We start from the raw sequence: 25,176 nt of genomic DNA, 5'->3' as shown, positions 1-25,176 counted from the left end.
GTAAGGGTGCCATTAACCGTTCGTTTTACTGCGTCTGCGAGGTTTATCGGAGCTGAGCGTCAACTCGCTCACCGTGCGGGAAGCGAGCACGCTGGCAGCGTTGTTGTGGGTGTCGGCGTGATTGGCAGGAGGCTTGGTGCCGCTGCGGCCTTTGCGGGACCGGCGAAGCTCCTGCGGCGGGAATTGCTCGGGTATGGCCGCTTGCTTATCGGTAATTCGGGTATTCAGCAGGTCGCCGGTCCAGCCCTTGCGCCATACCCACAAATAGATAAGCGCCGTTGCGATGACTACGGCCGCGCACATGCCGATGAAGCCCCATTCATTTGAAGCCCATGGCAGGTTGATAAAGTTCATCCCCCACAATGTTCCGGCTACGGTCGCCGGCGTGAACAGGACGGTGATGATCGTCAGCGTCTTCATAATGTCGTTGCCGCGAAAGCTGGATATTGCATCATCCATAGAGATAAGCGTATCAATCTCAGAAGCATACGACTGAAGCAGAGACTCGATCCGTTCCAGCTTATGCTGCAATCGTTGAAACGGCTCGCTGCCGCATAGCGGCAACGAGACGAACGCTTCCTTGACGGCTCCGTTCAATTCTTTGATCGGCATGAACAAATGACTCCAGTGCAGCAGATCATATCTCCGCTCGAATATGGCCGTCATCAGGTTCATCCGGTTGCGGCGTCTCATGGCGTGTTCCAGCTCGCCGAGTCTCTTCTCGAAGCCGTCCAGTCCGTGGTGGACATGTTCAAGCAGCGCGCTTAGCAACGTGACGAACGCCTCCTGACCGGAGGCACACTGCTGCATTTGCACTTCCCAAGGAGGCTGCTGCAGCCGAATCGATAAACGCCAATCTTCGTGGATCGTAATAAGACGATCGGCCGTTACCCAGAACCGGAACGGCTGAATGTCCGCTTTATCGGTCGATTGCTGAATCTGCAGCGTTCCGTACAGAACGGGCTCGCCGCTCTGCAGCCGGTGCACGACAATGTGATTGGCGCTTCTCTCGAAGCAATCGTCCAGCCAGGCCGCACATTCCGGCAATCGCTGTTTCAGATTCAGAAGCTGTGCCTGCGCCCGGTCGCGTTCCAGCTTCGTCCGGCTGGCGTCGATCTGTATGCGGCCAGCATCCGTGTGCTTGTCCGAAGCAGCCGCCCGGCTAGACCGCGGCGGTATCGCTTGTGAGGGAGCGAACTCCGCTTGCACGCCCGGCTGGGTGTCCATCATCAGCAGCGGATGCAGCTCTTGGGCGAATGGCTGCCGAAGCAGCAGCCATTCCCAGCCGGACGGAAACCGAAACGTTCGTTCGTTCATACATAGCCTCCTGCCCTTATTCCCTGTCCGAAACCAAAATTTCTTCTCCCATCATAACCCGAACGGGCGAAATAGTTCAACAGAAGCCGCCAGTTCCTGTGTGTGAACAGCTGTAATTGGAATGGGAGGGTAAAGCTTCAAACAGAGCAGCGCACCGGCTTCTGCCTGCATTGCGGGCGGAGGTCGGTGCGCTTCATGTCTGTTTATTTATGATTATGTCTCGTCGCGGGGATGCTCAGCCAGGCTTCGGCGGAGCTTCTCAATGGCACGCCGTTGAATGCGGGAGATGCTCATTTGTGATACGCCAAGCTGTTCGGCGATTAGTCTCTGCGGTTCACCGTCCTCGAAGACGAGTTTCAGTACAGTCCGTTCTTCGGGCTTTAAGGTTGCCATGGCCGATTCAATATCGAGCTTCTTGTCGATATGCTCGAAATCGTCGATCTGCGTACCGATCAGCTCGCCGAGCGTCGTCGTGCTTTCTTCCTCGCTAATAGGCGTATCTAGCGACACATAGTGATACAGATCGCGGCCGCCCAGTATTTCGACGGTCTCCTCGACGGTAAGTTCCATGGCCTCCGCGATTTCTTCCACTTTAGGCGAGCGTTCCAACCGGACCGTTAATTCGTCGATCGCTTGTTGGACAGCAATACCCTTTTCTTTAATGCGCCGCGGCACTTGAATGTACCACGATTTGTCGCGGAGATAATTTTTCATATGGCCGATGATGCTCTTCATAGCGTAAGGCTCGAATTGAACGCCTACGGACGGATCATATTGGCGGAACAGCTTCAGAAGCGACATTTGGCCGACCTGCACGAGATCCTCGAACAGATCAGGGCGGTTTCGGGCGATTTTGCCGGCGGCCATCCGTACCATCGGCGTATGCCGCTCGATAAGCACGGTTGCGATTTCGTTGTTCGGGGCTCGCTGGTAAGCTGCAATCAGCTCGATGCTGTCTTGCAACTGAAGCGAAGAAGGGTTCGTCATGCCCATTCCCCGCTTTTCGTTAATCGCTTCGTCATCATGACCTGCGTGCCCTCGCCGCTTAATACCTCCACCTGATCCATTAATGCTTGCATGAGATAAAGACCGAGCCCGCCTGCCTCGATGTCAGTGATCGACTTGCCGTGCATCGATTCAGCCCGCCGCGCGGCGGCTGCTGCGTCGAAGCTTGTACCGTCGTCTTTCACGACGATCGACAGTGCGTCCGCTTGTTTGATAAACCGGATTTCGACCCTCGGCTCTTGCGCCGCGGCGATAACCGACGCTCCGTCAGGCAAGTCGCCGTATGCATGCAGGACGGCATTGTTGCACGCTTCCGACAGTGCAACTTTCATATCCTCGATTTCTTCGTAGGAGAAGCCCATCTTGCAAGCGATGCCGTAAAGCGCGAGGCGAGCGAGATCGACATATTCGGCGGCAGCAGGAACGAAGATCGTTACGACTTCATCTTTCGTATTCATCGGACCCATGTTCTCCTCTCGGCTCATGATGTAGCAGTGCCCGTCAAGAAAGGCGTTATGCCCGTCATGTCGAACAGCTTGCGGATATTGGGCGGAATGGCTTCCACAATGAATGGCGCTTCTTTCGCATGGCGTGCCTTGAGCACCGAGACCAGAATGCCGATGCCGGTGCTGTCTATATAACGAAGTTCCCGAAGATTAAGCACAAGCTCGCGGTCAGTCAACTCGACAAGAGTAGCCATGGCTGCACGCATCTGCGAAGCGGACTCCAGATCCAGCTCGCCGTTTACATAGACTGTACAGCGTCCTTCTTGATTCTCGGTTCTAAGATAAAACTTATCGGGTGCTTTCATGACCATACCCCACTTTATTGGAATCGTACGTTCATTCTACTATTATCTATGAAATAACCATAACCGCAAATGCGGAGACTTGAAACAGGACGGCGTCCATGGGGCTGCTGGAGAGTGCTGGAACAACCTCGGATTGCTCTCATACTGCCTGAGCGTGCGGCTGTAAATGCGGGATAGAAGAGGCGGCTTCGGGCATAATGTAACCGATTATCTAAGGCAAGCCGCCGGCAGCTTCGTCTGCAAACTTGAGTGCGGCTTATGACAGGGGGCACATCCATGGCGAGCAAAATAGGGCTATTCGCGTCAGAGCGCGAAGCGGTCAATGCGGTGCAGCAATTGCTTCAAGCCGGATTTACGCCGGGCGAGATAAAAGTTATTGCGAAGGACGGCTATCATTCCCGGGCGCTTGAAGCGGAAAGTGGCGTCCATGTCGATGAAATGATGGAGCTGGTCGACACGCGGGAGCATCTGTCGGACAGCGATTATGAGAGCGGCGAGCTGCGGCGTACTTCGCTCGTCGGCAGTTCGATCACTTCGGCAGGGATTACGATGGGCAGCATTACGTATGCCGGCTCGGCTCCGCTTGCCGCTGCCGCTTACTTGTCCGGTAACGGGTATAACGAGGATAACGGGCCTTATGACCGCGCCTTATCATCGCTTGGCATCGAAGAAGACCACTTATCGGCATGCCGGGACGCCGTGAAAGCAGGCAATGCGCTCGTCGTCGTCTCGACGACCGAGAGCAAGACGCTGCTGGAAGTCGACGGAGGCCCCGAACTGTCGGTGCTCAGCAACGCTGAGGCAATCTATCGTTCCTGCGGGGCGAAGCAAATTTATTGAGCGATTATGACCGTTATGACCGCTGCCCTCTGGCTGACTTGCTCAGTCCAGAGGGCTTTTGGCGCGGTGATTATGATTTTGGTTTTATTAAACCGTTGTCAAAGATGGACGGTCTAATGCGACGATGGAAGCCAGGGGCGGAGTCTCGCCGCGGATCATGTCGCGGATCAGCCTGCAGGCCATCAGACTGTAGACTGTACCGTTGCCGCCGTACCCAAGACTATAGTAAACGCCAGACCGGGCTGGGTCGCGTCCGATGAAAGGAAGCCCGTCCCGCGATTCGCCGAACGTAGCGCTCCATTCGTAAGCAACGGGAGCGGTCATGGTCGGAAACATTTCCGTTAGCCGTTGATATAGTTCGTCAATCCGGTCTTTACGCGAATGAACGCCTGCTAGCGGCGCGGGCGTCTCCTCATCCAATCCGCCGATTACGATCCGGTTGTCCTTCATCGTGCGCAAGTACAAGTAGGGACGGGCGGTCTCCCATATCATGAAACGTTCGTGCCAGACGTCGAAAGAAGCGGTCTGAGGCTCCGTTACGAGCGCGAAGCTGCGGTTCAGCCGCGCTTTGATTAATTGGCCTCGAAGCTCCTCGGGCTCGTAACCGACGGCGTAGATGACATTCGAGCAAGTTAAGCTTCCTCCTTCGCTAGACGTGAGCTGGTGTGTCCCATCGCCTGACGTTTCATGCGAAGTGATGTCGGTATGCTCATAGAACGTCAAGCCCGAGGCTGCGGCATCTTCGGCGATGCCGTGAACGAACCGGTATGGATTGACCTCCGCATCACCATGCGTGATGATCGCGCCCGGCTTGGTGAACGGAAACTTCGACCGGATCATGGAAGGCGTCCACCATTCCACGTCGAAGCCGTGCCGATGAAGCATTTCGTATTCCCGCCGAAGCTTCGGCAGATCTTGCTCGGAGCTGGCGGCATACAGGCTGGAACGACGTTTGAAGTCGACTCCACCCGGTATTTTTCCAGAGAGAAGGGCTAGGTATTCGACAGCATGCTTGCAAGCGGCATAGAACATGACGGCGTTGCTTTCTCCAATCTGGTCGGCCAGCTCGGACATCATCATGTCGTTGGAGAATTGAATTATGCCGGTATTGGCGGAGGTGCTACCTCCAGCAATGTCTCCCCGTTCGACGACTGCTGTTCGAATGCCGCTGCAAGCGAGCGTATGCCCGCATAAAATGCCGGACATGCCGCCTCCGATGACGACCGCTTCGAATTGTTCATGTTGTGAGCCGAGCGGCGGATATGACTTCACTTTGCCAATGGTTGTTGGCCAATATAATGATCCCGTATACAATGTTTTACGTGACATTCTGTCGATCACTCCCGCTCCTTACTATGTCCAATCCACGTTATCCAATGCCGGAACGGTGGGGGTTCAGGGGTTCGACGATTAAGCGGGCGGGCTGGAGAATATAATCGAAGCAGGGATGGGAACAGTAGAACAAATAATCGGAAGCAATTCGAAAGGGGAAGACCCGATGGCAGCAAACAGCAGTCAGCTTCGGGACGGTTCGGGCGGCGTACCGTTGGCGGTGTCGCTTCGCGGCGGAGAGATCGAGAATATTCACTACGGACATATAGCGGTCGTGCATACGGACGACCGCCTGTCGGCATGGACGGGCGACCCGGACGTTATGACGTATATGCGCTCAACGGCAAAGCTGGTTCAAGCTATCCCGATACTCCAATCGGGCGTCATGGAAGCTTTCGGCTTGCCGGAAGCGGCGATTGCCATGATGGCGGCCTCGCATCGGGGGGAACAACCTCATGCCGAGATGTTGAAGACGATGTTGAGTTTAACCGGTGTTCTAGAGCAGGAGCTCGTCTTCCATGCCGGGCTTCCGCTTGATCTGGATGCAAGAGATGTCTACATCCGCGAAGGAGGAAGCCCGCGCAAGCTGTTTCATAACTGCGCAGGCAAGCATATCGGTCTGCTAGCGGCTTGCAAGCTAAGAGGCTGGCCCGTGAATGGCTATGCCGACCCGGACCATCCAATTCAGCAAGAGATCAAGCGGCTGATAGCTGAGCTTGCCGATGTACAGACAAGCGGGCTGAACAGCGGCTTCGACGGCTGCGGACTTCCCGTCTATGCCATTCCGCTTAGGAAGCTCGCCGGATTGTATGCAAGGCTTGCTTCGCCTCGGTCTCATGACGTATACGCTGAAGAAGATTGTATGGCAATAGAACGAATTACCGAAGCGATGAATAGCCGTCCCGAACTCGTAGAAGGAAGCGGAAGGCTTGCAAGTCTGCTGCTGAGGGACGTAAATTGCGTGGCGAAGAGCGGCGCCCAAGGGGTATTCGCTATCGGTCTGCGTTATGAGCAACTCGGCATCGTGGTTAAGCTATCGGACGGCACGGAGTCCGCATGGCCGGTCATCGTGTCGCTTGCGCTGCGCCAATTGTCGGAGCAGGGGAAAATCGGGGAACGCGAGGCCGAAGCGATGTGCGCCCGAATCGAAGAGACTTTCCCTGTCGAGATGGCGAATGATGCGGGCCGGGTCATCGGCCGCCGCGAAGCGGTATTTCAATTGAACGGCTCCTCCACCTGAAGCACCTCCCGCCGATAGGCGGAAGGCGACTGCTCATAGAAACGTTTGAACTGCTTCGAGAAATAAAGTGCATCGGGAATGCCCACTGAGGCTGCAATTTGCTCCACGGTCAGCTCTGGCCGTTCCCGGAGCAACTGACGGGCCTTATCGATCCGCAGCCGCAGAAGAAAGGCAACGGGCGTTACGCCAGTTTCGCGCTTGAAGACGCGAGACAAGTACGCCCGGTTATAACCGAGTGCATCAGCCATTTGTTCAATCGATACTGGTACCGCATATTGAGTGGACAAATAATGGGTGACCATCTTAATCAGCGAATCTCCGCGTTCTCCGGTTCGTTCCGCGTCTTTGTCCGTTTTCGCCGCAGAATCGGCGTATGCTCCGAGCAACAGCTGCAAGTAGCCGGCCGCCCGGGAGGCGGCTGCGTCTCCTCCTTCCCGAAGCGCCCGGAATACGTTCCGGTACAGCACGCCGATGCGCCGGTCACGGCCGCTGTCCTTGACCGGTCCCGCCGCAAGCAGGCCGCTTGCCGACAACAGCATTGCGGCATCGTTTCCTTCGAATGCAATCCACCGGTACTGCCATGGATCCGAATCGCTTGAAGCATAGCTGATCAGATTCTCTGGTTCTATCAGAAACGTACTGCCTTGCTGCAGTTCGTATTCATGATCTCCGTCTGTGAATGTGCCGCATCCTGACAGCACGTAGTGCATTAAGTAATAATCGTATACTTTCGGACCCAGCTTATGGCCCGGCTTCGTCTGGCTTTCTCCTGCGAACAATACATTCAGGCCTTTCGGCCGTTCGGAGGCATGATTGGAAGCAACGGCGTACGAGTAAGGATGCCTCATGGGGTTCTTAACCTCCTACTCTTATAGTCACATCTGAACGTCTAGGGATGAAATGAATTCGGAAGATCAGTTAAGTAAATCTTACATTATTGTGCAATATCCAAGTCTTGCGTGCAAGCGGAAGTCACATAAGTCCATGTATTGAGCATTTCCCGCCATTCTCGGAACATTTCCTGATCCTTTATACTGAGTGCATAACACGAACAGCTAACACGTAATCGAATACGACTATGAAATGTAAAGGAATGTGATCGCAGCGATGGCTAATCTTGATCAGTTGAAGCAGCAGTTTGTTGAGCTTTATGGCGGTTCGGACAACGAAATTCGAGTCTATCATGCCCCCGGCCGTGTGAATCTCATCGGCGAGCACACGGACTATAACGGCGGCTACGTATTCCCTGCGGCGCTTACATTCGGAACGACGCTGCTGCTCCGCCCGCGGCCGGATCGGATGCTGGCGCTTGCCTCGACCAATTTCGAATTGCGAGGCTTGCTGTCGCTCGACGCGATTGTATACGATAAGAAAGATGACTGGATGAATTATCCAAAAGGAATTGTGAACGAGCTGCACCAGCGCGGCGTTCAGTTGAGCAGCGGCTTTGAACTGCTGTATCACGGCGAGATTCCGAACGGCTCAGGGCTGTCCTCCTCCGCTTCGATCGAGGTCGTTACCGCTTATGCTCTGCTCCATGCTGCCGGATTGCCGATTGATACAGTTGAAATTGCCAAGCTTGCACAACGGTCCGAGAATGAGTTCAACGGTGTCCAATGCGGCATAATGGACCAATTCGCTGTGGCGAACGGCCGAAAAGATCACGCGATCCTGTTAATGTGTGATACGCTCGAATACGATCTTATTCCGTTCCAACCGGGGGCGTACAAGCTCGTTATCGGCAACACCAACAAACGCCGCGGACTTGTCGATTCCAAATATAACGAGCGCCGCAGCGAATGCGAACGGGCGGTGGCCGATCTGCGCACGGCGTTCCCGGAGCTTACGCTGCTCGGACAGTTGTCGCTTGAGCAATTCAATGCAAATAAGCATTTGATCGCCGATGAGACGGTGCGCCGGCGCGCGCAGCATGTTGTCGAAGAGATTGGCCGGGTACTCCAGTCGATCGAAGTACTCAAAGCAGGCGATCTTGCTGCCTTCGGGTCGCTGATGAACGGGTCGCATGATTCGCTTCGCGATTTGTATGAAGTAACAGGCAAGGAGCTCGACGCAATGGTTGAGGCGGCACGTACGATCGATGGTGTACTGGGTTCGCGGATGACGGGAGCTGGTTTCGGAGGCTGCACCGTATCGCTTGTACATGAGAACGCCGTCGAGCAGTTCAAATCAGAGGTCGGACGCAAGTATACCGAAGCAACCGGCTTAATCGCAGACTTCTACGTCTGCAGCATCGGAAACGGTGTTGAGGAGCTTGCGTAGTCTGAACCTCATTCACATACAGGGAGAGGATTGGGATGGCAGTATTAGTAACAGGCGGAGCGGGTTATATCGGCTCGCATACGGTAGCGGCATTGGCAGAACGCGGCGAAGAGATCGTCGTTATCGATAATTTGGAGCAAGGCCACCGCGATGCGGTTATCAGCGGCAAGCTGTACGTCGGCGACCTGCGTGACGAATCATTCGTTGAGGGTGTCTTTAAAGAGAACAACATCGATGCGGTCATTCATTTCGCGGCGAACTCGCTTGTCGGCGAGAGTATGACGAATCCCGGCAAATATTATCATAACAACGTCTACGGCACGCTCTGCTTGCTTGAGGCGATGAACAAACACGGCGTGAAATCGATCGTCTTCTCCTCTACGGCAGCGACGTACGGTGAGCCTGAGAACGTGCCGATTAACGAATCGGACCGAACGGTACCGACGAATGCATACGGCGAGACGAAGCTGGCGATGGAGAAAATGATGAAATGGTTCGATACCGCACACGGCATCCGGTATGTATCGCTGCGTTATTTTAACGCTGCCGGAGCGCATGAGAGCGGCAGAATCGGCGAAGACCACACCCCGGAAACGCATCTGGTTCCGATTGTCCTCCAAGCGGCGCTCGGTAAACGGTCGCATATCTCGGTGTTCGGCGATGATTATGCGACAGAGGACGGCACCTGTGTCCGCGATTACATCCATGTAAGCGATCTGGCAGACGCGCATCTGCTTGCGGTGGACCGGCTGCGCCGCGGTGAGGCAAGCGCGATTTATAACCTTGGCAGCGGTCAAGGCTTCTCCGTTAAGCAAGTCATCGATATTGCAAGAGCAGTTACGGAGCGTGAAATTCCCGTCGTCTTAGAACAACGCCGCTCCGGCGACCCTGCGGTATTGATCGCTTCCTCTGAGAAGGCGCGGACAGAACTCGGCTGGAAGCCGAAAAGGGACAAGATGGAAGACATTATCCGCAGCGCATGGCAGTGGCACTTATCGAAACCGGAAGGATACGGCGACCGGTAATTCAATCCGAGACGCAGCAAGGCAATCGGCGCTGATCGGATATACAGAAAGGAAGCGACAGTTATGACAGAACGCGAACAACCGGCAATTACGGCTGAGCAGGCTGCGCTGCTGATCGAACGATTGGTCCGATTTGCTTTGCAGCGCGGCATGATCGACGCATTCGACGAATCGTATGCACGCAACGCGCTGCTGGACTTATTCCGGTTCACAGCTCCATATGAAGGGGAACTCCCGCTGGAGTCGCTGGACAGTCCGGTATCATTGCTGGAACCGCTGCTCGATTATGCGGCAGCGAGCGGCTTCATGCCGGACAATACATTGACGCAGCGGGATCAGTTCGATGCTCGCATAATGGGTCTTCTCGTCCCGAGACCATCCGAAGTGGCAAAATCGTTCCGCGAGACGGCACAAGCAGTTGGAATCGAGGCGGCTACGGACCGTTTCTACCAGCTCAGCATCGACTCGAACTATATTCAGATGAACCGTATACGCAAGAACGAGTATTGGCGCCATGAGACGCCTTATGGCAGTCTCGAAATTACGATCAACCTGTCCAAACCAGAGAAGGATCCGAAGGAAATTGCTCTGCTCAAGACGCTGCCGCCGAGCCGTTATCCGAAATGCTTGCTGTGCGAATCGAACGTCGGTTACGCAGGCAGACCGGATCATCCTGCAAGGCAAAATCACCGCGTCATTCCGTTGGAGCTGAACGGCGAGAGTTGGTTGTACCAATATTCACCTTACGTTTATTACAATGAGCACAGCATTGTGCTCAAGAGCGCTCATGAGCCGATGCGAATTTCGCACGCGACGTTCCGCCGGCTGCTCGATTTCATCGAGCAGATGCCGCATTATTTTATAGGCTCGAATGCGGATTTGCCGATCGTTGGCGGTTCGATCTTGAACCATGACCATTTCCAAGCGGGCAGACATTCGTTTCCTATGGAGGAAGCGCCGGTCGAAGCGCTATATGCGGATCAATCGGAGCCTAGCGTCCGGTACGGCATTGTGAATTGGCCGATGTCGGTCGTGCGTCTTACCGGTCCCGACCGCGAAGCGGTGCTTAGAGCGGCGAACCGTCTGCACGACGCTTGGCGGGACTATTCTGATGACAGTGCGCAAGTTGCTGCATATAGCGAAGAAGCCGGCGGCACCAGCACCCCGCACAATACGATTACGCCAATTGCCCGCCGCCGCGGCAGCGAGTATGAGCTTGATCTCGTGCTTCGCAATAACCGTACGAGCGAAGAGCATCCAGACGGCATTTTTCATCCTCATCAAGAGCTGCATCATATCAAGAAGGAAAATATCGGCTTGATCGAAGTGATGGGGCTTGCGATCTTGCCCGGCAGGCTGAAGGCAGAGCTGGAATCGATCGCTTCGTATTTAACCGGGGAGACGGTGTGGAATGAGGCCGACGCTCAACAGAAGTCGCTACCGCTGCATCAACATGCGGCATGGATCGGAGAGCTAATCGACCGTTATGGAACGGGTATGAGCCGAGAGGAGGCCGCCCTGTCGCTGCGTCAGGAGACGGGCGTTAAGTTTGCAGCTGTGTTGCAGGACGCAGGGGTATTTAAGTCGGACGGCCAAGGAAGAGCGGCTTTCCATCGTTTTATGGAATCGTTGGAACTATTCATTTGTAAATAATTATGATCGTCATACAATAAACCGTTTTCGTTCGTCATAATTTGGCAAACGGGAACGGTTCTTTTTGTATACAAAGCGCTATTGCACTCGAATCGTGTCTGAAAGTTTTTAATTGCGGCTGTTGGCAGTCTTAGAAAAATTATGGTATTATTTTATATAAATTTAATAATAAATGAATGGTTATTATTGAATGTTTATTTTACTGCCGAATTATAGGTGAATAGCAGATAGGAGGATCCAATTATGACAAGCACGATCATTCCATTGGATGATTTTTTAAAGCTTGAAACGGACGACCAGATTGAGAATTTGAAACGCTGGAAGATGGATTACACGCTGAAAGATATTCGCGATGCGTGGGGATTTAAGCATTCCGCTCAGTACTATATGCTGCTGAAGAAGCTCCGCATTTATGAACGCGTCGTGAACAAGTCGGATAAGTTCTTTCCTGGTGAGGCTGTCGCTCCTGCGCAATTCGGCGGGGACCGTTACTCTTCCCCATCCGTTTATAACGCAGCAAGACAATCCGGCGATCATTTCTCTTATAACTTAAATGTAACGCTTAGCGGCAATGAGCTCGCAGAGAAGCTTGAACGCGCAGCGCAGTTCCTTAAAGGCGAGAACAAGCAAGTAACGGTGAAGCTGTCGATCGAGACGATCGCAGCGGTTGAAGCGGCAGAGCCTGCTAACGTCAGTACGGAAGAATAGCATCATAACAGCTTTAAAGAAACAAAAACCGGGGCGTTCGACAACGCCTCGGTTTTGTTTGATTATTTTATGTCGAATACTATAAAATAATGTTATAAAATGTTAATCTTGATTCGATCTCAGCTTGCCTAATTCAGATACAAGCGCCTCTACTTCCGAAATACTGAACGATGGCTTGGAAACGACAACGTCATACAAATCTTTAATGTCCTCGTACAGGTCCATATTGAAGTGCGAAGCTTGCATCGCGGCTGCGGTCGCCATGCGAAGCTTGGATTTGATCGTGTCGATCATATATGCCATATTGTCTGCTGTTGGCTCGTTTAAGTTCATGAGAATCCCCTTCCATCATGCTATTTGAAGTATTGTACCACGCCTTCGCGCCGACCGCCATTCACGGGCTGCCGGCGGTGTCAATAAGACTTTAGATGAGGGCTGGTCGTTCATTGCTGATCGGGCTGAAATCAAGTATCATGAATGAGGATGAAGGAAGGAACGGGACACGGCAATTATGGGAATACGCAAAAGTGACAGACATAAGCGGAAGGCTCCCCAGCGGACGAAAATCACAGTTGATGCAGAGGGTGTTCGCAACTTTCTTGCTCCGGTTGCTGCGCAACTACGACGGGGGGCTGCATGTGCGTTCGTCTGCATCGGTACCGATTGCTCCACCGGTGACGCTTTCGGTCCGTTAGTCGGGACGGCTCTTAAGGCCCGCGGCTGGAGCCGCGTGTACGGCACAATGGAGCATCCGCTGGATGCGGTGCGGCTATCTTCGGAGGGGATAATTGTGCCGGAAGACACAATTGTCGTAACAATAGATGCCTGTCTAGGCAAAGCGGATTCAGTAGGCAAATTCGCAGTCGCAGAAGGGCCGCTGCAGCCTGGCGAAGGAGTAGGGCTTCAGCTTCCGCCGATCGGCGACTATTCCATCGCTGCTGTCGTCAATCAACTGGGACCTAAGCCATATTGGACGCTTCAGACGACATCGCTCCATCTGGTCATGAGATTGGCTGATGAAGCAGCTGAGGCGATCGATGATGCGCTACGGGAAGCGGTTATGTTATAAGTCTATGAATCGGACAACCCGATTATTCTATTAATATAGCATTAATTTAGGAGGAATATAGATGAACGTCCTATCGCTGGCGAACCGTACAGTAGAATGCCATAATGGCGCTCTGACGATTGCTTATGCCGATTCCCTTCCAGAGGGGGGAGCAGAGCAGAATGTTATTCTGCTGCACGGCTTTTGCGGAAGTTCGGCCTATTGGGAGCAGCTTCTGCCGCTGATCAGCAAGCCGGGCAGACGAATCATTGTACCGGATGCGAGAGGGCACGGTCGTTCATCATCACCCCGCTCCGACGTCTATTCGATGGAGATAATGGCCGATGACGTCGCGGCGCTTGCCGATCAACTTGGCATTGCCCGGTTTGTTGTGCTGGGCCATTCAATGGGCGGTTATGCATCGCTAGCATTAGCAGAGCGGCATGCGGACCGACTGCTCGGGTTCGGACTTGTTCATTCCACGGGATACCCGGACGGCGAAGCGGCCAAGGGCAATCGCGATCGTGCAGTGAAGAAGATCGCGGAAGAAGGAATTGAGAAGTTCGCAGAAGGACTCGTCCCGAATTTGTTCGCACCAGAAGCGGAGGCGCGGCTCGTGGAGCATGCGATCCAGATCGGACATCAGACGTCTGCTTCAGGCGCTCAAGCTTCTGCGTTGGGCATGAAGGAGCGTCCAGACCGCCGGAGCGTGATCGATTCGTCTGAGTTGCCGGTGCTGCTGGTCGCAGGGAAGATGGACGGAGTTATTCCGGTGGAAAGAACGTTCACGTCTAGCCGAAGCGGTGTCAGACAAGAACTGCTGGAGCAGGCGGGACATATGGGAATGATCGAAACGCCGCAGCAGATGGCGGATGCGGTGAGTGGATATTTGGACCTGATTAAGGGCTAGGGGGCGATCCGATGCTTCAGCGGGATTATATGATGCGTCTCATCGCCGGCATGACCGAAGCGTTAGGCGCGATGATGGGGCTCCGTAAGCAGCAAAAGTACGAGGAGGCGCTGGCGCTGTCGGGCGATTTGCTCGAAAAGCTGCTGCGCATGAAGCCGGAACTGGCTCGCAAGCTGTCAGCTGAAGATTTAATATCGATGCTCGGCCAGCGGGGAACCGCAGATCCGGACGATTTGCGGGCGCTTGGCAGACTGATGTCGGCAGAAGCCGATACGATGGAGGATATGGGGCGCGAATCGGAAGCGTTATCGCTTCGAGGCAAAGCGCTTCATATGCTGCTTGCTGCAGAGGTCGAGGAGTATGCGCATGCGCAGACGCTTGCCGAAGGCCTTCTCGCATCAGGCGGCGTGGAACGCATTATCGGGGAGCAAAAGGATGAGAAGCGGGCTGATGATTCAGCGCAGCTGCTTGCCAAGCTCGCCAATGTCAGGCTTCCGCGCAGCACGGGGCTGCTGGCGGCGGCTGCCTGCGAGAGACGCGGACAGTTCGACAAAGCTGAAAACCGCTGGTATGCCATGCTGACCGACGGCGATGCGCGTGCAAGTGAGGTTGCCGCTTTCTACGAGCGGCTGCAAGCGATGACCGACGACCGATTAGAAGCAGGAGGACTCCCGAGAGAGGAAGTTCTGCTGGGCGCTGCTGAGCTAGACCGAATGAAGGAGTGACCAATTTAGGCTATGGAACAATGGCGTTCAGATATATTACGCTGGGGTGAGGAAGGGATCGTGCTGCAAGCGACGTTCAGTCAACTGCGGCGCAAAGACACCGATGCTCCGGCGCGCACAACGATTCGGCCTGTCCAGTTGAAGGACGGCCTGTATATGCAATTTGAATATCATTATTCGAATAAGGCGATTCACGAGAACGTACCGATGGCGCAGGCCGGCGAGAAGATGGCCGATTGGCTGGAAGCACATTACCGGCAGGCGCTCGTGAAGACATCGGAAGCGGATTATCAAATCTTGTTCAGCAAGAAAGGCAAAGCTGCTGTGCTGCGCAAGCCTGCTTCGATGCAGCTGGCAGATGCGGCAGATCATAACCGCCGTAAGAAACGCGTCATTGAAGAGGGCGCACCTGCACCGTTCCTCGTGGAGCTGGGCATTATGACGGCTGAAGGCAAAGTGAAGGAAAGCCGAATGGATAAGTATCGGCAAATCAACCGTTTCCTCGAAATGGTGACCGACGTGCTGCCGCATCTTCCGAGCGACCGGCCGATTACCGTAATTGATTTTGGCTGCGGCAAGTCGTACCTGACTTTTGCGCTGTATCATCTGCTCGTCATCGAGAAAGGGTATCAGCTGTCGGTTGTCGGACTTGATTTGAAGAAAGATGTGATCGCATTCTGCCAGTCACTTGCGGACAAGCTCGGCTACGACGGCTTGTCATTCCAGGTTGGCGATATTGCGCAGTATGAAGAGAAAGCGGCTGCCGATATGGTCGTCACGCTTCACGCATGCGATACCGCAACCGATGCGGCGCTTGCGAAGGCGGTCGGCTGGGGGGCGAAAGTGATTTTGTCCGTGCCATGCTGCCAGCACGAATTGTTCCGCCAGATCGACAACGAAGATCTGAAGCCGCTGCTTGGACACGGGCTGCTGAAGGAGCGGTTCGCTGCTCTAGCTACGGATGCGGCGCGCGGCTCATTGCTTGAAGCTGTTGGCTACAAAGTTCAAATGCTGGAGTTCATCGACCCGGAGCATACGCCGAAAAATTTGCTAATACGGGCCGTTGTCTCTCCGACTTCCGATGCAGTCAAGCAGCGGAAGTGGAACGAGTATGTAAGGTACCGGGACATGCTGTCCGTCCGGCCTTATTTAGAGCAGGCGCTGCAGGAGCGTCTTCCAATGTCTGTGCATACGGGTGATTCCTATTGATCGGCATATGGATTGAATTCAGTTATTATATCATTCTGCTGGCGTTGTTCATTCTCGTCTTCATGAGGGGATCGTTCACGACGCTGCACCGAATATATTTGCTGTTCCATCTGTTCATGCTCAACTGGCCGCTAGGCCAGACGGTGCTGTACATGGCGGAAGAGCCTGAATTTCGACAATACATATCGCAAATCATGTATGTTTGTTTAGCTGTGCTCGGATTCGGCTGGTACTTATTCGCCGTTTTTTTGACTGGCCGTTCCTATATTTTGTCCCGGAGAAGAATAGCGCTGTCTCTTACGCCTTCTCTGATCACTGTCCTGCTCATCATGTGGAATCCGTCCGGACTGTTCGTCGAACAATCGGCAACGAGGCTGACGGACTCCACGTATGGGCCGCTGTTCTGGCTGCTTATTGCTGTACTCGCAGGTTATATGACTGCGTCGATTAAGATCATGACCGCCACGCTGCGCAGCTCTTCCAGTACGGTGCATCTTCGCAAGCAAGTGCAGATGTCGCTGCGGGGATTAATTCTATTATTATTGTTCGGATTTGCCGATATAATGGTCAACGTCGTATGGGAAGTACAAGGGCATGTCGTACCAGGGCTGCTGTCGCTTGGGATGACAATCAGCGGTGTCTATTTTGTCTTCGCCATTCAGCGCAACCGGGTATTCGATCTTGTTCAATTCGCTCAGCGTGACGTGATCAATTCGATGACGACGGGCATTGTTGTGATGAATGAAGAAGGAATTATCGCGGACGTGAATAAGGCGATGAAGTCGATCGTCAACTTTCGCGTTGGAGACAAATTCGATGTGCGGACGATGCTTAGCGCGATGCGCGCCATTGCCGACCAAGCGGAGCTGTTCATTGAATGGCATGAGGCGAATTCACCCGAGCGCCTGGAGATTGAAGTGCTGGTGCCGTCTTATACTCAGGCGAAGAAACATATCGTCATCGTATCCGCACCGATCGAGCGAAGGAAGCAGCGGGCTGCCGGCCGCATTGTAACGGTTCAGGATGTAACCGATTACCGGCTGCTTATGGAAGAGACGCGCACGCAGAACGAGACACTGCAGGAGCAGAATCAAGAACTGCTGATGATGCAGAAAGAGCTGTCAGACGCGAATCAGAAGCTGGAGCGGATGGCAGTGACGGACAGCCTGACCGGTTGTTATAACCGGCGTTATCTGATGGGGAAACTGGAGAGCGAACTGCCGAAGCTGGCCGTGGCCCGCACGTCGTTCGCGATACTGTTGTTCGACATCGACTTGTTCAAGAAGGTCAACGATACGTACGGGCATTTAGCGGGTGACGAGGTCCTCGTAAGAACAGCAGATACGATTCGGGGCGAGCTGCGCCCCGTCGACGTGCTGGCAAGATACGGGGGTGAGGAATTTACGGTCTATCTGCCTAATGCGAATGTACAGACGGCAGCTGAGATGGCTGAACGGATCCGCAGAGCAGTTGAGCAGAGTGAAGTAAGCTGGGACGGTTGCGGTCAAGAAGGCCTTGGCGGCTGGAACGGACAAGCAGCGGATGAAGCAGCAGCAGCCGGCGAAGAGGTGTCGAAGCTGTCCGTTACAATCAGCATGGGCGTAATTGTGGAAGAGGCGCTGCACCCAGGTGCGGTGCAGGAATCGGCATCTTATTTGCGGCAATTGTTTGCATCCGCAGATGATGCATTATATGAGGCGAAGAATGCCGGAAGAAACCAAGTTGTGTGCCGGAAACTGGTAGTTCCAGCAGGCTAGCAAAAATGTTTCTTCTCCGAGCATTCGACAGCATAGTCAGTTAACGTAACATCATGGTACAATAAATTTGCGCTCCATATTTTTTGGTATATAAAAAGGCGGGAAATTAGTATGAAGAAGGTAAACATTCATCAGATCAAGCCTGGCGATAAGCTGGCCAAGCCTGTACTACAGGAGAACGGAAACGTTTTGCTTGGTGCCGGAGTTGAGCTGAATGAACGGTTTATCGAGCGGTTGCGGAAGCTTGGCGTAGATATGCTTTTCATTGAAGATCCTTTTACGGAAGACCTTGAACCGCCTGAAGTGATCCGGGATGCAACGAGACAGAAAGCAATGGATGCCATCTACAAGACGGTTGCAAACTTTAAGGATCAGAATTATATGAAAGGCAAGACCGTCGCTCCCGAGATGGGACGTACGCTGCGGCAGGTGTTCGGCGACATTTTGAACGATGTTATGCTGCGCGGCGATGTGATGGTCAATCTGACCAACATTCACGTTACGGACGCCTACTTGTACCAGCATTCTGTTAATGTTGCGATATTATCCGGTATCATCGGCATAGCCAAAGGATATAACCGTCAGCAATTGGAGGAGCTAGGCATAGGCGCGCTGCTGTTCGATATCGGCATGAGTAAAGTACCGGCTGAGCTGATCAATAAGCAAGGAGCGCTGACGGACGCTGAGAAGGCACTAGTTGAGCGCCACACGACGGACGGTTTCGATATTCTGCGCAAACAGCATGATATTTCCTTGCTATCTGCGCACTGCGCTTTGCAGCATCACGAGCGGTTCGATGGTTCGGGGTATCCGAGAGGTCTGAAGGGTGACGAGATTCATATGTACGCTCAGATCGTCGGAATAGCCGATACCTATGATGCCTTAACATCCCCGCGGCCTCATCGTAAGAGATATACGCCGTCAGAGGCGATCGAATTTCTGTTCGCGTCGGGCAATACTTTCTTCGATTTCGAATTGGTCAAGCTGTTCTGCAAGCATATATCGGTGTACCCTGTTGCAACGACGGTATTGCTTAATACTGGTCAGATTGGCGTAGTAGCGGCTAACAATTCGCTGGCTGTCCATCGTCCGATCGTACGGATCGTCGAAGAGGCGGACGGCAGCAGACCTAAGAGCAATTATGAAATTGATCTGAAGAACGAAATCAGTATTTTGATTATGAAAGAGCTGTAATAGCTTATCTTCTAAATCGAATAGCAAGATTTCGAACGATAATAGCAAACTTGTCGAAAGGCAAGGACGCAAAGCCATAGGGCCTAACTGCCGGTGAAGTCGGCTGGTTTGGCAGCCGGTTGCCGAATTCGCTCCCTTGCATGCAGTATGGAGCGGCTTCTAATTAGATAGCGGCTTTTTTTGCTGTTTATGCCACAATGATAGGGAGGATCGGTTGGGATGTCGATTAAGGGCGGTAATGAAGTGCTCCGCAAGGAGAAAGAACTGATTGCGCCGAAGGCGCTTGTACATAGCAGAACGATCGTGGAGAAGCAGGATTATGTCACGACCGGGATATCGACCTATGTGGAAGGGGAACTGCTCGGTATTGATTTGAATGAATACAAGCGGTTCGAACTTGGAGATTCGGTGCAATTGACCTTTTATTCGCCAGTCGGCATTCATCGGCTGCAGTCAACGATCATCGGCAAGGACGAGGGCTCAATCGCCGTTATCTTTCCTCCCAAAGCGTTCCAGTTCGTCGAGAAGCGCGAGAGTCCGCGTGTTCAGGTTGAGGCGTACGGAAGGCTTCGAGTGGGGATGGCGGATTTGACACCTATTGACCAGATGAAGCTGCAATGGTCGCAGGAGCTGTCGGTGGAAGACCTTGACGAAGGTCTGTTAGCCCGATTGGAGCAGTTGATCGATTCTCCAGCATCTTCCGAATCTCTTGTTTCTGATAAGGAAGAAGAGATTGAAGAGGGCGTAATTCCTATTTCGATTCGAAATATAAGTACATCGGGGATCGGTTTTGTAGTCGAGAGGTCGACGTTCGTACCGTTAGCTGCTGGCGATTCCGTAGCAGCTGAGCTAAGAATCGAAGGTCAACTGCCGTTGCCTTGCAAGCTCGTCATCGTACGTTCGGAGGACCGGCCGGAAGGCCGGTATTACGGGGCACGGATCGAGGAGATTCGGCACGAGCAGCAGCGAACGCTGCGCGCCTACATTCTGCGCGAGCAAGTGAACATGTTCTACCGGAACCGGAATAAGAAAATGGGTTCTGCCGGCGGCAAGATATAGACGTAACAACGGATTGAAATCGAAAGTGGCCCTTTGCGGGTCGCTTTTTTTGTGGAGAAAAGGGCTGTGTCCGGTTTACCTCTGAAGTTACCGGTAAGACGGAGGAATGATGCCGCCAGCGGCAACGGACTCGAAGCGGTTGCCCGTAAAGGCTAGCTCTTCGTTCCCGGTTGCCAAGAATGGAAAGCTTCGTCCCTCGAAGCAGATTTGGCCCTGAACTGTTCTTGCGCTCATCCCGATATTGGAACGGAGACTGCCTTGCCGATCGGTCACGACGCGGATGCGGGACGGAAACTTTATATGTTCCATTCTATCCCGATAGATCCTGCATTCGGCCGGTGTATTCACGAGCTCGAACATAGTCGAGCAGACAAAGCATAGCAGGAGAATAAGTGTTGGTGAGGCCTTCTTCGCCCGTCCATGGGCTAATGCATTGCGGGAACCGCTTCATCCTCGACATGGCGCTTACAATCGGCTGCATGACCCACGTCAGTTCGACGTGGCGGCGGTGGAACTCGAACGCATGCGGTGCGCGGACGAGACTCAAGAAATTCGAAGGGCCGCCCCAGCTGTTATAAGCTGCAGACGGATCGAATCGGGGATCGTCCATCGCAATCGGTAGATGTCCTATATCGCTTGGATGCCCAGGGCTGAGGTAGATGCCTATATTGCTTGGATTGTCCTGGGCTGAGGTAGATGCCTATATCGCTTGGATTGCCTTGGGCTGAGCTAAGTGCCTATACCTTAATCCAACACAGGAACATCGGCCTATAGGCATTTATCTCAGACGGCTTCGTCACGCAACACAGACTAGTCGGGTTGTTCGGTGAGCCAACTCGCGGCTGCGCTTAGTTGTAATTTGTACAATGAAAACAATAGGTCGGATCATTAAAAGTAAGGTTCGCTGCAGTTCGTACAATGGGGATGGAGTGGTATGGTGCTTTAGTGGTGATTTTGGGTGGACAAGCGGCGATGCAATTGTACAAAGTGCAATGAGAAGCGGGTTAGAGACTCTGATAGGGTCTGTCCATTGTACGGAGTGCATCGAATAACAAGGCGCGGGTAAGTGCACCAGTGGGGGTTCGAGTTCAAGTGAATGGAATATAGCAGGTAACCTAACAGATGGCCTATTAGCGCAAAAAAACAAAGCTTCTGCCATGCACCGGAATCGTGCAGGGAAGAAGCTTTGTTCATTTTTGATAAGCGAGGCTGCAAAATTACAAGTCTCGTCGCAGCGCGCGGAGAACATCGATGCCTGTTGCGCGCGCAGCGGGACGAAGGCCGGACAAGATGGCAACACCAGCGCTGATGAGAACGCTCAGTACGGTCAACGTCCATGGGATATAGGAGAAGACGAAGCCGTCCGGCAAGTTCGAATCGAGCGATGCATGAACAATAGGAGGTACTATCGCATTCACCAGCATACTGAGGATATAAGCGACTGCGGTGCCGATTATCGCGCCGATAATACCGATTCCGAAGCTTTCGAGCAGGAAGACGCTTCGGATCGTGCGCGGATGCGCCCCGATCGCTTTCATGATACCGATATCCGGAGCACGCTCCGTCACGGCCATCGTCATTGTATTATAAATACCGATCGAAGCGATTAGGACCGCAATCGTGCCGACAAATACGAGACCGATCTTCATAATGAGGAACACGATGTCGATCTGCTTCAGTTCGTCCGCCACTGAGTAGACCAAGAAGCCTTCGGCGCGCAGCGCTTTCGAAACGCTGTTCACTTTGCTTGCGTTTGTGACGAACACATTTACGCCTATCGGCTCCTGATCGGCCAAGAAACCGGTCGTTTGGAATAAAGCCTGGTCAGTCATGAAGGAGTTGTCATACACGACTTCCTTGGCCGGCTTCTCGAGAATACCGACAATCTTAATCGGATGGACTTCCGTGCGCGCCTGAACGTTTTCTTCGCCCTGTGCGGGATACACGGAGAAGGTCGTCATAAGGGTAGTGCCGACAAGAGATCCTGAATAAGCTTGGCCGTCCGCGTTCTTCATATCTTGTGCAAAATGGTAGCCGACGACGGCTTCGTCCGGTGCTTGCGGCAGCCTGCCTTCGGATAACGGCAAGTCGGTTTTGATCTCCGCTGCCATGTCTGTGACGGAGATCAAGCCCTGAGCCGAGTAACCGCCGTCAAGCTCCCACTTGCCTTCGGCTCTGTAAGCGACCGTAACGGCCTTCACATGTTTCGGTTGGCGAAGCGCATCGATATCGGAGGCAATAATCCGCCGGTTGTCGTTTCTACTCGCATCAACCGCGCGTGCGTTAATTTCGATCTGCGTCACTTTGCGTCCATGAAGAGCTTCGTCGACGATGCTCTTCTGCAATCCGAAGGCAACGGATGCAATCATGATAAGGAACGTACAGCCCATCGCGGTTGCAAGGACGGTCAGTGCAATACGTGACTTGTTCTTGCCCATATTTTGACGAACGAAGCGGAAACGGTCTTTCGTTTTCATCTCGAGGACACCTCCTGCTGCTGCGCGGAGGCAGTGCTGGCAAGCGGACGAGGTGAAGCGATCTCGGATAAGCGGCCGTCCTCGATTCGTACGATTCGATGACCGATTGACGCGACATGCTCATCGTGGGTAATGATCAGAAATGTAATTCGTTCTTCCGCATTAAGCTGCTGCAGGGTATCTAGAAACTGGCGCTCGTTATCGGAATCGAGGCTGCCAGTCGGTTCGTCGGCCATTACGATGCGCGGCTTGAGCGCAAGCGCGCGGGCGATACCGACACGCTGCTGCTGTCCGCCGGACAGTTCGCCCGGATAATGCTCCGCATAGCCTGCCAGGCCGAATCGCTCGAGCAGCTGATTCGTCCGCTGGTTGCGTTCGGTTTCTCCTATTCCTTCAAGAACGAGCGGGAGTTCAATATTTTCGTAGGCGGTCATGCTTGGGATGAGCTGAAAGCTTTGAAAAATGACGCCGATCCGTTGGCGCCGGAAATCAGCCCAGTCGCCTTCGCTGAAGTTGGCCGTATCCTGGCCGTCGATGATGACCCGGCCGCTGGAGGGCCGGATAAAACCGCACGCCGCGTGAAGCAGCGTCGACTTCCCCGATCCGCTCCGGCCGACAAGCGTTACGATTTCTCCTTCCTTCACGTGCAGATCGATGTCGTGAAGCACTGACACGCTCCGGTCCTTGCTTTTGGCTCCTAGCTGATAACGGTGGCTGAGCCGTTCTATTCGAATCATTACATGCCCTCCAGCTCTACTCCCGTAGAATGATTTTAATATTGCTGTATATGGCTTACGCATTCCGTCCAGTTCGAACTAAGGAACGAGCGAGAGGGATAGAAAGTTTCAGCAGTACTTGTACGAAGGGGGAATAATGCATAAAAAAATGAGTACGGGAGCAGTAGGGTTCAGTGTGAAAACGCTGTCAAATATACTAATATGAGTAAATGGTCGGATACGATTCAAATGCCGATATTGACTCAGTAGGTCATCCATTAAAGGAGCGAAAGCATTGAAGTTCAAACTATTCATAGGGGTTGCGCTAGCGATTGTCTTCCTTACAGTGTGGTATTTAAGCCCGTTCGGCGTAAAAGGGGCGAAATTCGCTAACGCTCATTTGGAGGCTGGCGGCATTCAGCTCGGCATGTCTCAGCAAGAAGTTGAGGATCTGCTTCATGAAACGCCCGTCGTACAAATGGGTGAATCGAAGCAGTTTACGAACATTTTTGAGAAGAACGGACTTCAAGTGGAATATGACAAAAACCAAGCTGTTCGATCTATTTCGTTGAGACAGGAGTCCTACTCAGCTTTCGGCATACGGGTAGGCGACAAGATGAGGAAACCGGGGCAGGCTGGGGAAACATTCGGATTAAAGATGAACAGAACATTTTCACAAAACGGATTTCTTCGGTATGACGGAAATGGGATTCAGCTCATTGTCGGTTCCGCGAACCCGTCTTATGAGAAGGTCGAATATATTACGGTTTCGTTGGATGATGGCCGCTATTCGGACGATGTCGATTATTAAGAACTGACTTCTAGCAGCTACATGTCTTAGACTCATGCTTACGTTAATGCAGCGGCGGACATACTGCGTAACAAAGACCTGCCATGTTAGGGGGAGGACGGTTGCAAAGTGTGAAGGAGAAGGAGAAACGCTGGCAGCTTTTACTCATGCGGCTGCCGAATGAGAGGCGTAGATTTGCGGGAGCAGCAGTTGCTGGCGCGGCCGCGGTGCTGACGGGGGCTGTAATAGCGGAAGCCGGGCTGTATGCGGACGGCTCCGCTGCGGTTGCGGCGTTGGCGGTGACAATAAGCGCATCGGTCAAATCGCTGCATACGGGATACTCAGCCCGTCGGCGTTTATTAACCGGTAATGAAAAGCCTCGATTCCATGCGGACAAAGCAATCATCGTTAGTTGTCTTGGTTTGGCGCTTTGCTGCATCGTGTCGACAGTCGCAACTGAGGGAGGGGGGGCTGCTGCATCCGCATCTGCTGCCGTAAGATGGCTTGGTACTGCTGGACTCGCTTACTTGCTGCTTGGAAATCGATATACTAGCGAGGAACCGAAGAATGGCGGTGTAATCAGCAAGTGCATCTTAACGGTGGCTGCATGGCTGATCGGACCTGTTTCGGCAGCGGTATGGCTTGGTTGGCTGCCATCCGCGAATGGCTTCGTCATGCTTACAGAAGACTTCCGTATCTCATCGGCAGGCGCAAGGTTGTCCGGTTTCTTACAATACCCGAACGCGCAAGGCGTGTGGGCAGCCGCGCTGCTGGTGGGGATGCTTGCGAGGCTGACTGAGCGGACGGGTGACGGGCATGATCGGGCCGGCATCGGCGGCGAGAAGGACGATGCAGCAACCGGCCGTATCATACCCGACGCGGCAGCACTGCTGCCTTTGCCGCTGCTGCTTGCGCTGCTGCTGTCGGAGTCGCGCGGCGCAGCGCTTGCCGGCATCGCAGGCTTCGCCGCCGGCTCGCTGCTGCTGCGCGGCCGGCAGCTCGCGCTCTGGCTCGCGTCCGCCGGCTGGACATGCGCCTGCGCGGCGCCTGCGTATGTGCTCGCGAGCGCAACGCCTGCGG

25 protein-coding genes, 2 pseudogenes and 1 riboswitch are annotated in these 25,176 nt (G+C 53.6%); of the genes and pseudogenes, 15 read left to right on the top strand and 12 right to left on the bottom strand.

Annotated elements, in window-relative coordinates; genetic code table 11:
* Positions 1 to 12 precede the first annotated feature (12 nt).
* From PKO01S_RS21865 to PKO01S_RS29830, 5 genes and pseudogenes are all read right to left on the bottom strand, one after another.
* On the bottom strand, positions 13 to 1,317 hold the full coding sequence (locus PKO01S_RS21865; protein WP_127533568.1) for a magnesium transporter CorA family protein: 1,305 nt from the start codon (positions 1,315 to 1,317) through the stop codon (positions 13 to 15).
* A gap of 213 nt (positions 1,318 to 1,530) precedes the next feature.
* The gene (locus PKO01S_RS21860; protein ID WP_246070676.1) at positions 1,531 to 2,304 is read right to left on the bottom strand and encodes a sigma-70 family RNA polymerase sigma factor; all 774 of its coding nucleotides are present in this window, start codon (positions 2,302 to 2,304) and stop codon (positions 1,531 to 1,533) included.
* Entirely contained in the window at positions 2,301 to 2,780 is a 480-nt protein-coding gene (rsbW, locus tag PKO01S_RS21855; RefSeq protein ID WP_127533566.1) for an anti-sigma B factor RsbW, read from the bottom strand. Before rsbW ends, PKO01S_RS21860 begins: the two co-directional genes overlap by 4 nt.
* A gap of 23 nt (positions 2,781 to 2,803) precedes the next feature.
* A complete protein-coding gene (locus tag PKO01S_RS21850; RefSeq protein WP_246070675.1) occupies positions 2,804 to 3,133 on the bottom strand; it encodes an STAS domain-containing protein in 330 nt (109 codons plus the stop codon).
* A gap of 207 nt (positions 3,134 to 3,340) precedes the next feature.
* Positions 3,341 to 3,391 (bottom strand): annotated as a pseudogene (locus tag PKO01S_RS29830) (hypothetical protein); the annotation flags it as partial.
* Positions 3,392 to 3,409: 18 nt separating this feature from the next.
* Between PKO01S_RS29830 and PKO01S_RS21845 the strand changes: the two are divergent.
* The gene (locus PKO01S_RS21845) at positions 3,410 to 3,973 is read left to right on the top strand and encodes a general stress protein (RefSeq protein ID WP_164779707.1); all 564 of its coding nucleotides are present in this window, start codon (positions 3,410 to 3,412) and stop codon (positions 3,971 to 3,973) included.
* An 87-nt stretch (positions 3,974 to 4,060) separates the two neighbouring features.
* Here PKO01S_RS21845 and PKO01S_RS21840 read toward each other — a convergent pair whose 3' ends face one another.
* A complete protein-coding gene (locus tag PKO01S_RS21840; protein WP_127533563.1) occupies positions 4,061 to 5,302 on the bottom strand; it encodes an NAD(P)/FAD-dependent oxidoreductase in 1,242 nt (413 codons plus the stop codon).
* A 169-nt stretch (positions 5,303 to 5,471) separates the two neighbouring features.
* Here PKO01S_RS21840 and PKO01S_RS21835 point away from each other — a divergent pair, with 169 nt between their 5' ends.
* Positions 5,472 to 6,545 carry an asparaginase gene (locus tag PKO01S_RS21835; protein ID WP_164779706.1) on the top strand — a complete coding sequence of 358 codons (1,074 nt, stop codon included), beginning with the start codon at positions 5,472 to 5,474 and terminating at the stop codon, positions 6,543 to 6,545.
* Here the strand turns inward: PKO01S_RS21835 and PKO01S_RS21830 are convergent.
* Positions 6,521 to 7,393, bottom strand: coding sequence for an AraC family transcriptional regulator (locus PKO01S_RS21830; RefSeq protein ID WP_127533561.1), 873 nt, complete (start codon positions 7,391 to 7,393; stop codon positions 6,521 to 6,523). The two genes, PKO01S_RS21835 and PKO01S_RS21830, sit on opposite strands and share 25 nt — an antisense overlap.
* A gap of 259 nt (positions 7,394 to 7,652) precedes the next feature.
* On the opposite strand from PKO01S_RS21830, the gene PKO01S_RS21825 reads away from it, so the two are divergent.
* The 4 genes from PKO01S_RS21825 (at position 7,653) to PKO01S_RS21810 (ending at position 12,211) form a co-directional block, all read left to right on the top strand.
* The gene (locus tag PKO01S_RS21825) at positions 7,653 to 8,825 is read left to right on the top strand and encodes a galactokinase (protein ID WP_127533560.1); all 1,173 of its coding nucleotides are present in this window, start codon (positions 7,653 to 7,655) and stop codon (positions 8,823 to 8,825) included.
* A 35-nt stretch (positions 8,826 to 8,860) separates the two neighbouring features.
* Complete coding sequence (gene galE / locus PKO01S_RS21820) at positions 8,861 to 9,850, top strand: UDP-glucose 4-epimerase GalE (protein WP_127533559.1); 990 nt, start codon at positions 8,861 to 8,863, stop codon at positions 9,848 to 9,850.
* A gap of 63 nt (positions 9,851 to 9,913) precedes the next feature.
* Positions 9,914 to 11,503, top strand: a complete 1,590-nt coding sequence (locus tag PKO01S_RS21815) for a UDP-glucose--hexose-1-phosphate uridylyltransferase (RefSeq protein WP_127533558.1) — start codon at positions 9,914 to 9,916, stop codon at positions 11,501 to 11,503.
* A gap of 243 nt (positions 11,504 to 11,746) precedes the next feature.
* Positions 11,747 to 12,211, top strand: coding sequence for a hypothetical protein (locus PKO01S_RS21810; RefSeq protein WP_127533557.1), 465 nt, complete (start codon positions 11,747 to 11,749; stop codon positions 12,209 to 12,211).
* 102 nt (positions 12,212 to 12,313) lie between these two features.
* Here PKO01S_RS21810 and PKO01S_RS21805 read toward each other — a convergent pair whose 3' ends face one another.
* Positions 12,314 to 12,544 (bottom strand): DUF1128 domain-containing protein, encoded by a 231-nt coding sequence (locus tag PKO01S_RS21805; RefSeq protein ID WP_127533556.1) that lies wholly within the window; start codon positions 12,542 to 12,544, stop codon positions 12,314 to 12,316.
* Positions 12,545 to 12,722: 178 nt separating this feature from the next.
* Here PKO01S_RS21805 and yyaC point away from each other — a divergent pair, with 178 nt between their 5' ends.
* The 7 genes from yyaC to PKO01S_RS21770 all read left to right on the top strand — a co-directional run bounded on the left by yyaC (position 12,723) and on the right by PKO01S_RS21770 (position 20,113).
* Positions 12,723 to 13,280 carry a spore protease YyaC gene (gene yyaC, locus PKO01S_RS21800; RefSeq protein WP_127533555.1) on the top strand — a complete coding sequence of 186 codons (558 nt, stop codon included), beginning with the start codon at positions 12,723 to 12,725 and terminating at the stop codon, positions 13,278 to 13,280.
* A 61-nt stretch (positions 13,281 to 13,341) separates the two neighbouring features.
* The gene (locus tag PKO01S_RS21795) at positions 13,342 to 14,169 is read left to right on the top strand and encodes an alpha/beta fold hydrolase (RefSeq protein ID WP_127533554.1); all 828 of its coding nucleotides are present in this window, start codon (positions 13,342 to 13,344) and stop codon (positions 14,167 to 14,169) included.
* An 11-nt stretch (positions 14,170 to 14,180) separates the two neighbouring features.
* Positions 14,181 to 14,894: a DUF6483 family protein gene (locus PKO01S_RS21790; protein ID WP_127533553.1), complete on the top strand. Its 714-nt coding sequence runs from the start codon at positions 14,181 to 14,183 to the stop codon at positions 14,892 to 14,894.
* A 12-nt stretch (positions 14,895 to 14,906) separates the two neighbouring features.
* Positions 14,907 to 16,103 (top strand): class I SAM-dependent methyltransferase, encoded by a 1,197-nt coding sequence (locus PKO01S_RS21785; RefSeq protein ID WP_127533552.1) that lies wholly within the window; start codon positions 14,907 to 14,909, stop codon positions 16,101 to 16,103.
* Positions 16,100 to 17,860 carry a histidine kinase N-terminal 7TM domain-containing diguanylate cyclase gene (locus PKO01S_RS21780; RefSeq protein ID WP_127533551.1) on the top strand — a complete coding sequence of 587 codons (1,761 nt, stop codon included), beginning with the start codon at positions 16,100 to 16,102 and terminating at the stop codon, positions 17,858 to 17,860. The genes PKO01S_RS21785 and PKO01S_RS21780 overlap by 4 nt, the downstream gene beginning before the upstream one ends.
* A gap of 111 nt (positions 17,861 to 17,971) precedes the next feature.
* On the top strand, positions 17,972 to 19,054 hold the full coding sequence (locus PKO01S_RS21775) for an HD-GYP domain-containing protein (protein ID WP_127533550.1): 1,083 nt from the start codon (positions 17,972 to 17,974) through the stop codon (positions 19,052 to 19,054).
* A 33-nt stretch (positions 19,055 to 19,087) separates the two neighbouring features.
* Positions 19,088 to 19,181: riboswitch (cyclic di-GMP riboswitch) on the top strand.
* Between the two features lie 92 nt (positions 19,182 to 19,273).
* Positions 19,274 to 20,113 (top strand): PilZ domain-containing protein, encoded by an 840-nt coding sequence (locus tag PKO01S_RS21770; RefSeq protein ID WP_127533549.1) that lies wholly within the window; start codon positions 19,274 to 19,276, stop codon positions 20,111 to 20,113.
* 87 nt (positions 20,114 to 20,200) lie between these two features.
* On the opposite strand, the gene PKO01S_RS29825 is transcribed toward PKO01S_RS21770, so the two are convergent.
* From PKO01S_RS29825 to PKO01S_RS21750, 4 genes are all read right to left on the bottom strand, one after another.
* A complete protein-coding gene (locus PKO01S_RS29825; protein ID WP_127533548.1) occupies positions 20,201 to 20,422 on the bottom strand; it encodes a hypothetical protein in 222 nt (73 codons plus the stop codon).
* 1 nt (position 20,423) lies between these two features.
* On the bottom strand, positions 20,424 to 20,723 hold the full coding sequence (locus tag PKO01S_RS29820) for a hypothetical protein (protein ID WP_127533547.1): 300 nt from the start codon (positions 20,721 to 20,723) through the stop codon (positions 20,424 to 20,426).
* Between the two features lie 607 nt (positions 20,724 to 21,330).
* Entirely contained in the window at positions 21,331 to 22,590 is a 1,260-nt protein-coding gene (locus PKO01S_RS21755) for an ABC transporter permease (RefSeq protein ID WP_127533546.1), read from the bottom strand.
* Positions 22,587 to 23,327: an ABC transporter ATP-binding protein gene (locus PKO01S_RS21750; protein ID WP_127533545.1), complete on the bottom strand. Its 741-nt coding sequence runs from the start codon at positions 23,325 to 23,327 to the stop codon at positions 22,587 to 22,589. Before PKO01S_RS21750 ends, PKO01S_RS21755 begins: the two co-directional genes overlap by 4 nt.
* A 274-nt stretch (positions 23,328 to 23,601) precedes the next feature.
* Here PKO01S_RS21750 and PKO01S_RS21745 point away from each other — a divergent pair, with 274 nt between their 5' ends.
* The gene (locus tag PKO01S_RS21745; protein WP_127533544.1) at positions 23,602 to 24,117 is read left to right on the top strand and encodes a hypothetical protein; all 516 of its coding nucleotides are present in this window, start codon (positions 23,602 to 23,604) and stop codon (positions 24,115 to 24,117) included.
* Between the two features lie 101 nt (positions 24,118 to 24,218).
* Positions 24,219 to 25,176 (top strand): annotated as a pseudogene (locus tag PKO01S_RS21740) (hypothetical protein); the annotation flags it as partial.

It is taken from the genome of Paenibacillus kobensis NBRC 15729 (genome assembly GCF_004000825.1).
GTDB classification, from domain to species: Bacteria; Bacillota; Bacilli; order Paenibacillales; family Paenibacillaceae; genus Paenibacillus_T; species Paenibacillus_T kobensis.
This window is presented reverse-complemented; position numbering and strand designations above follow the sequence as displayed.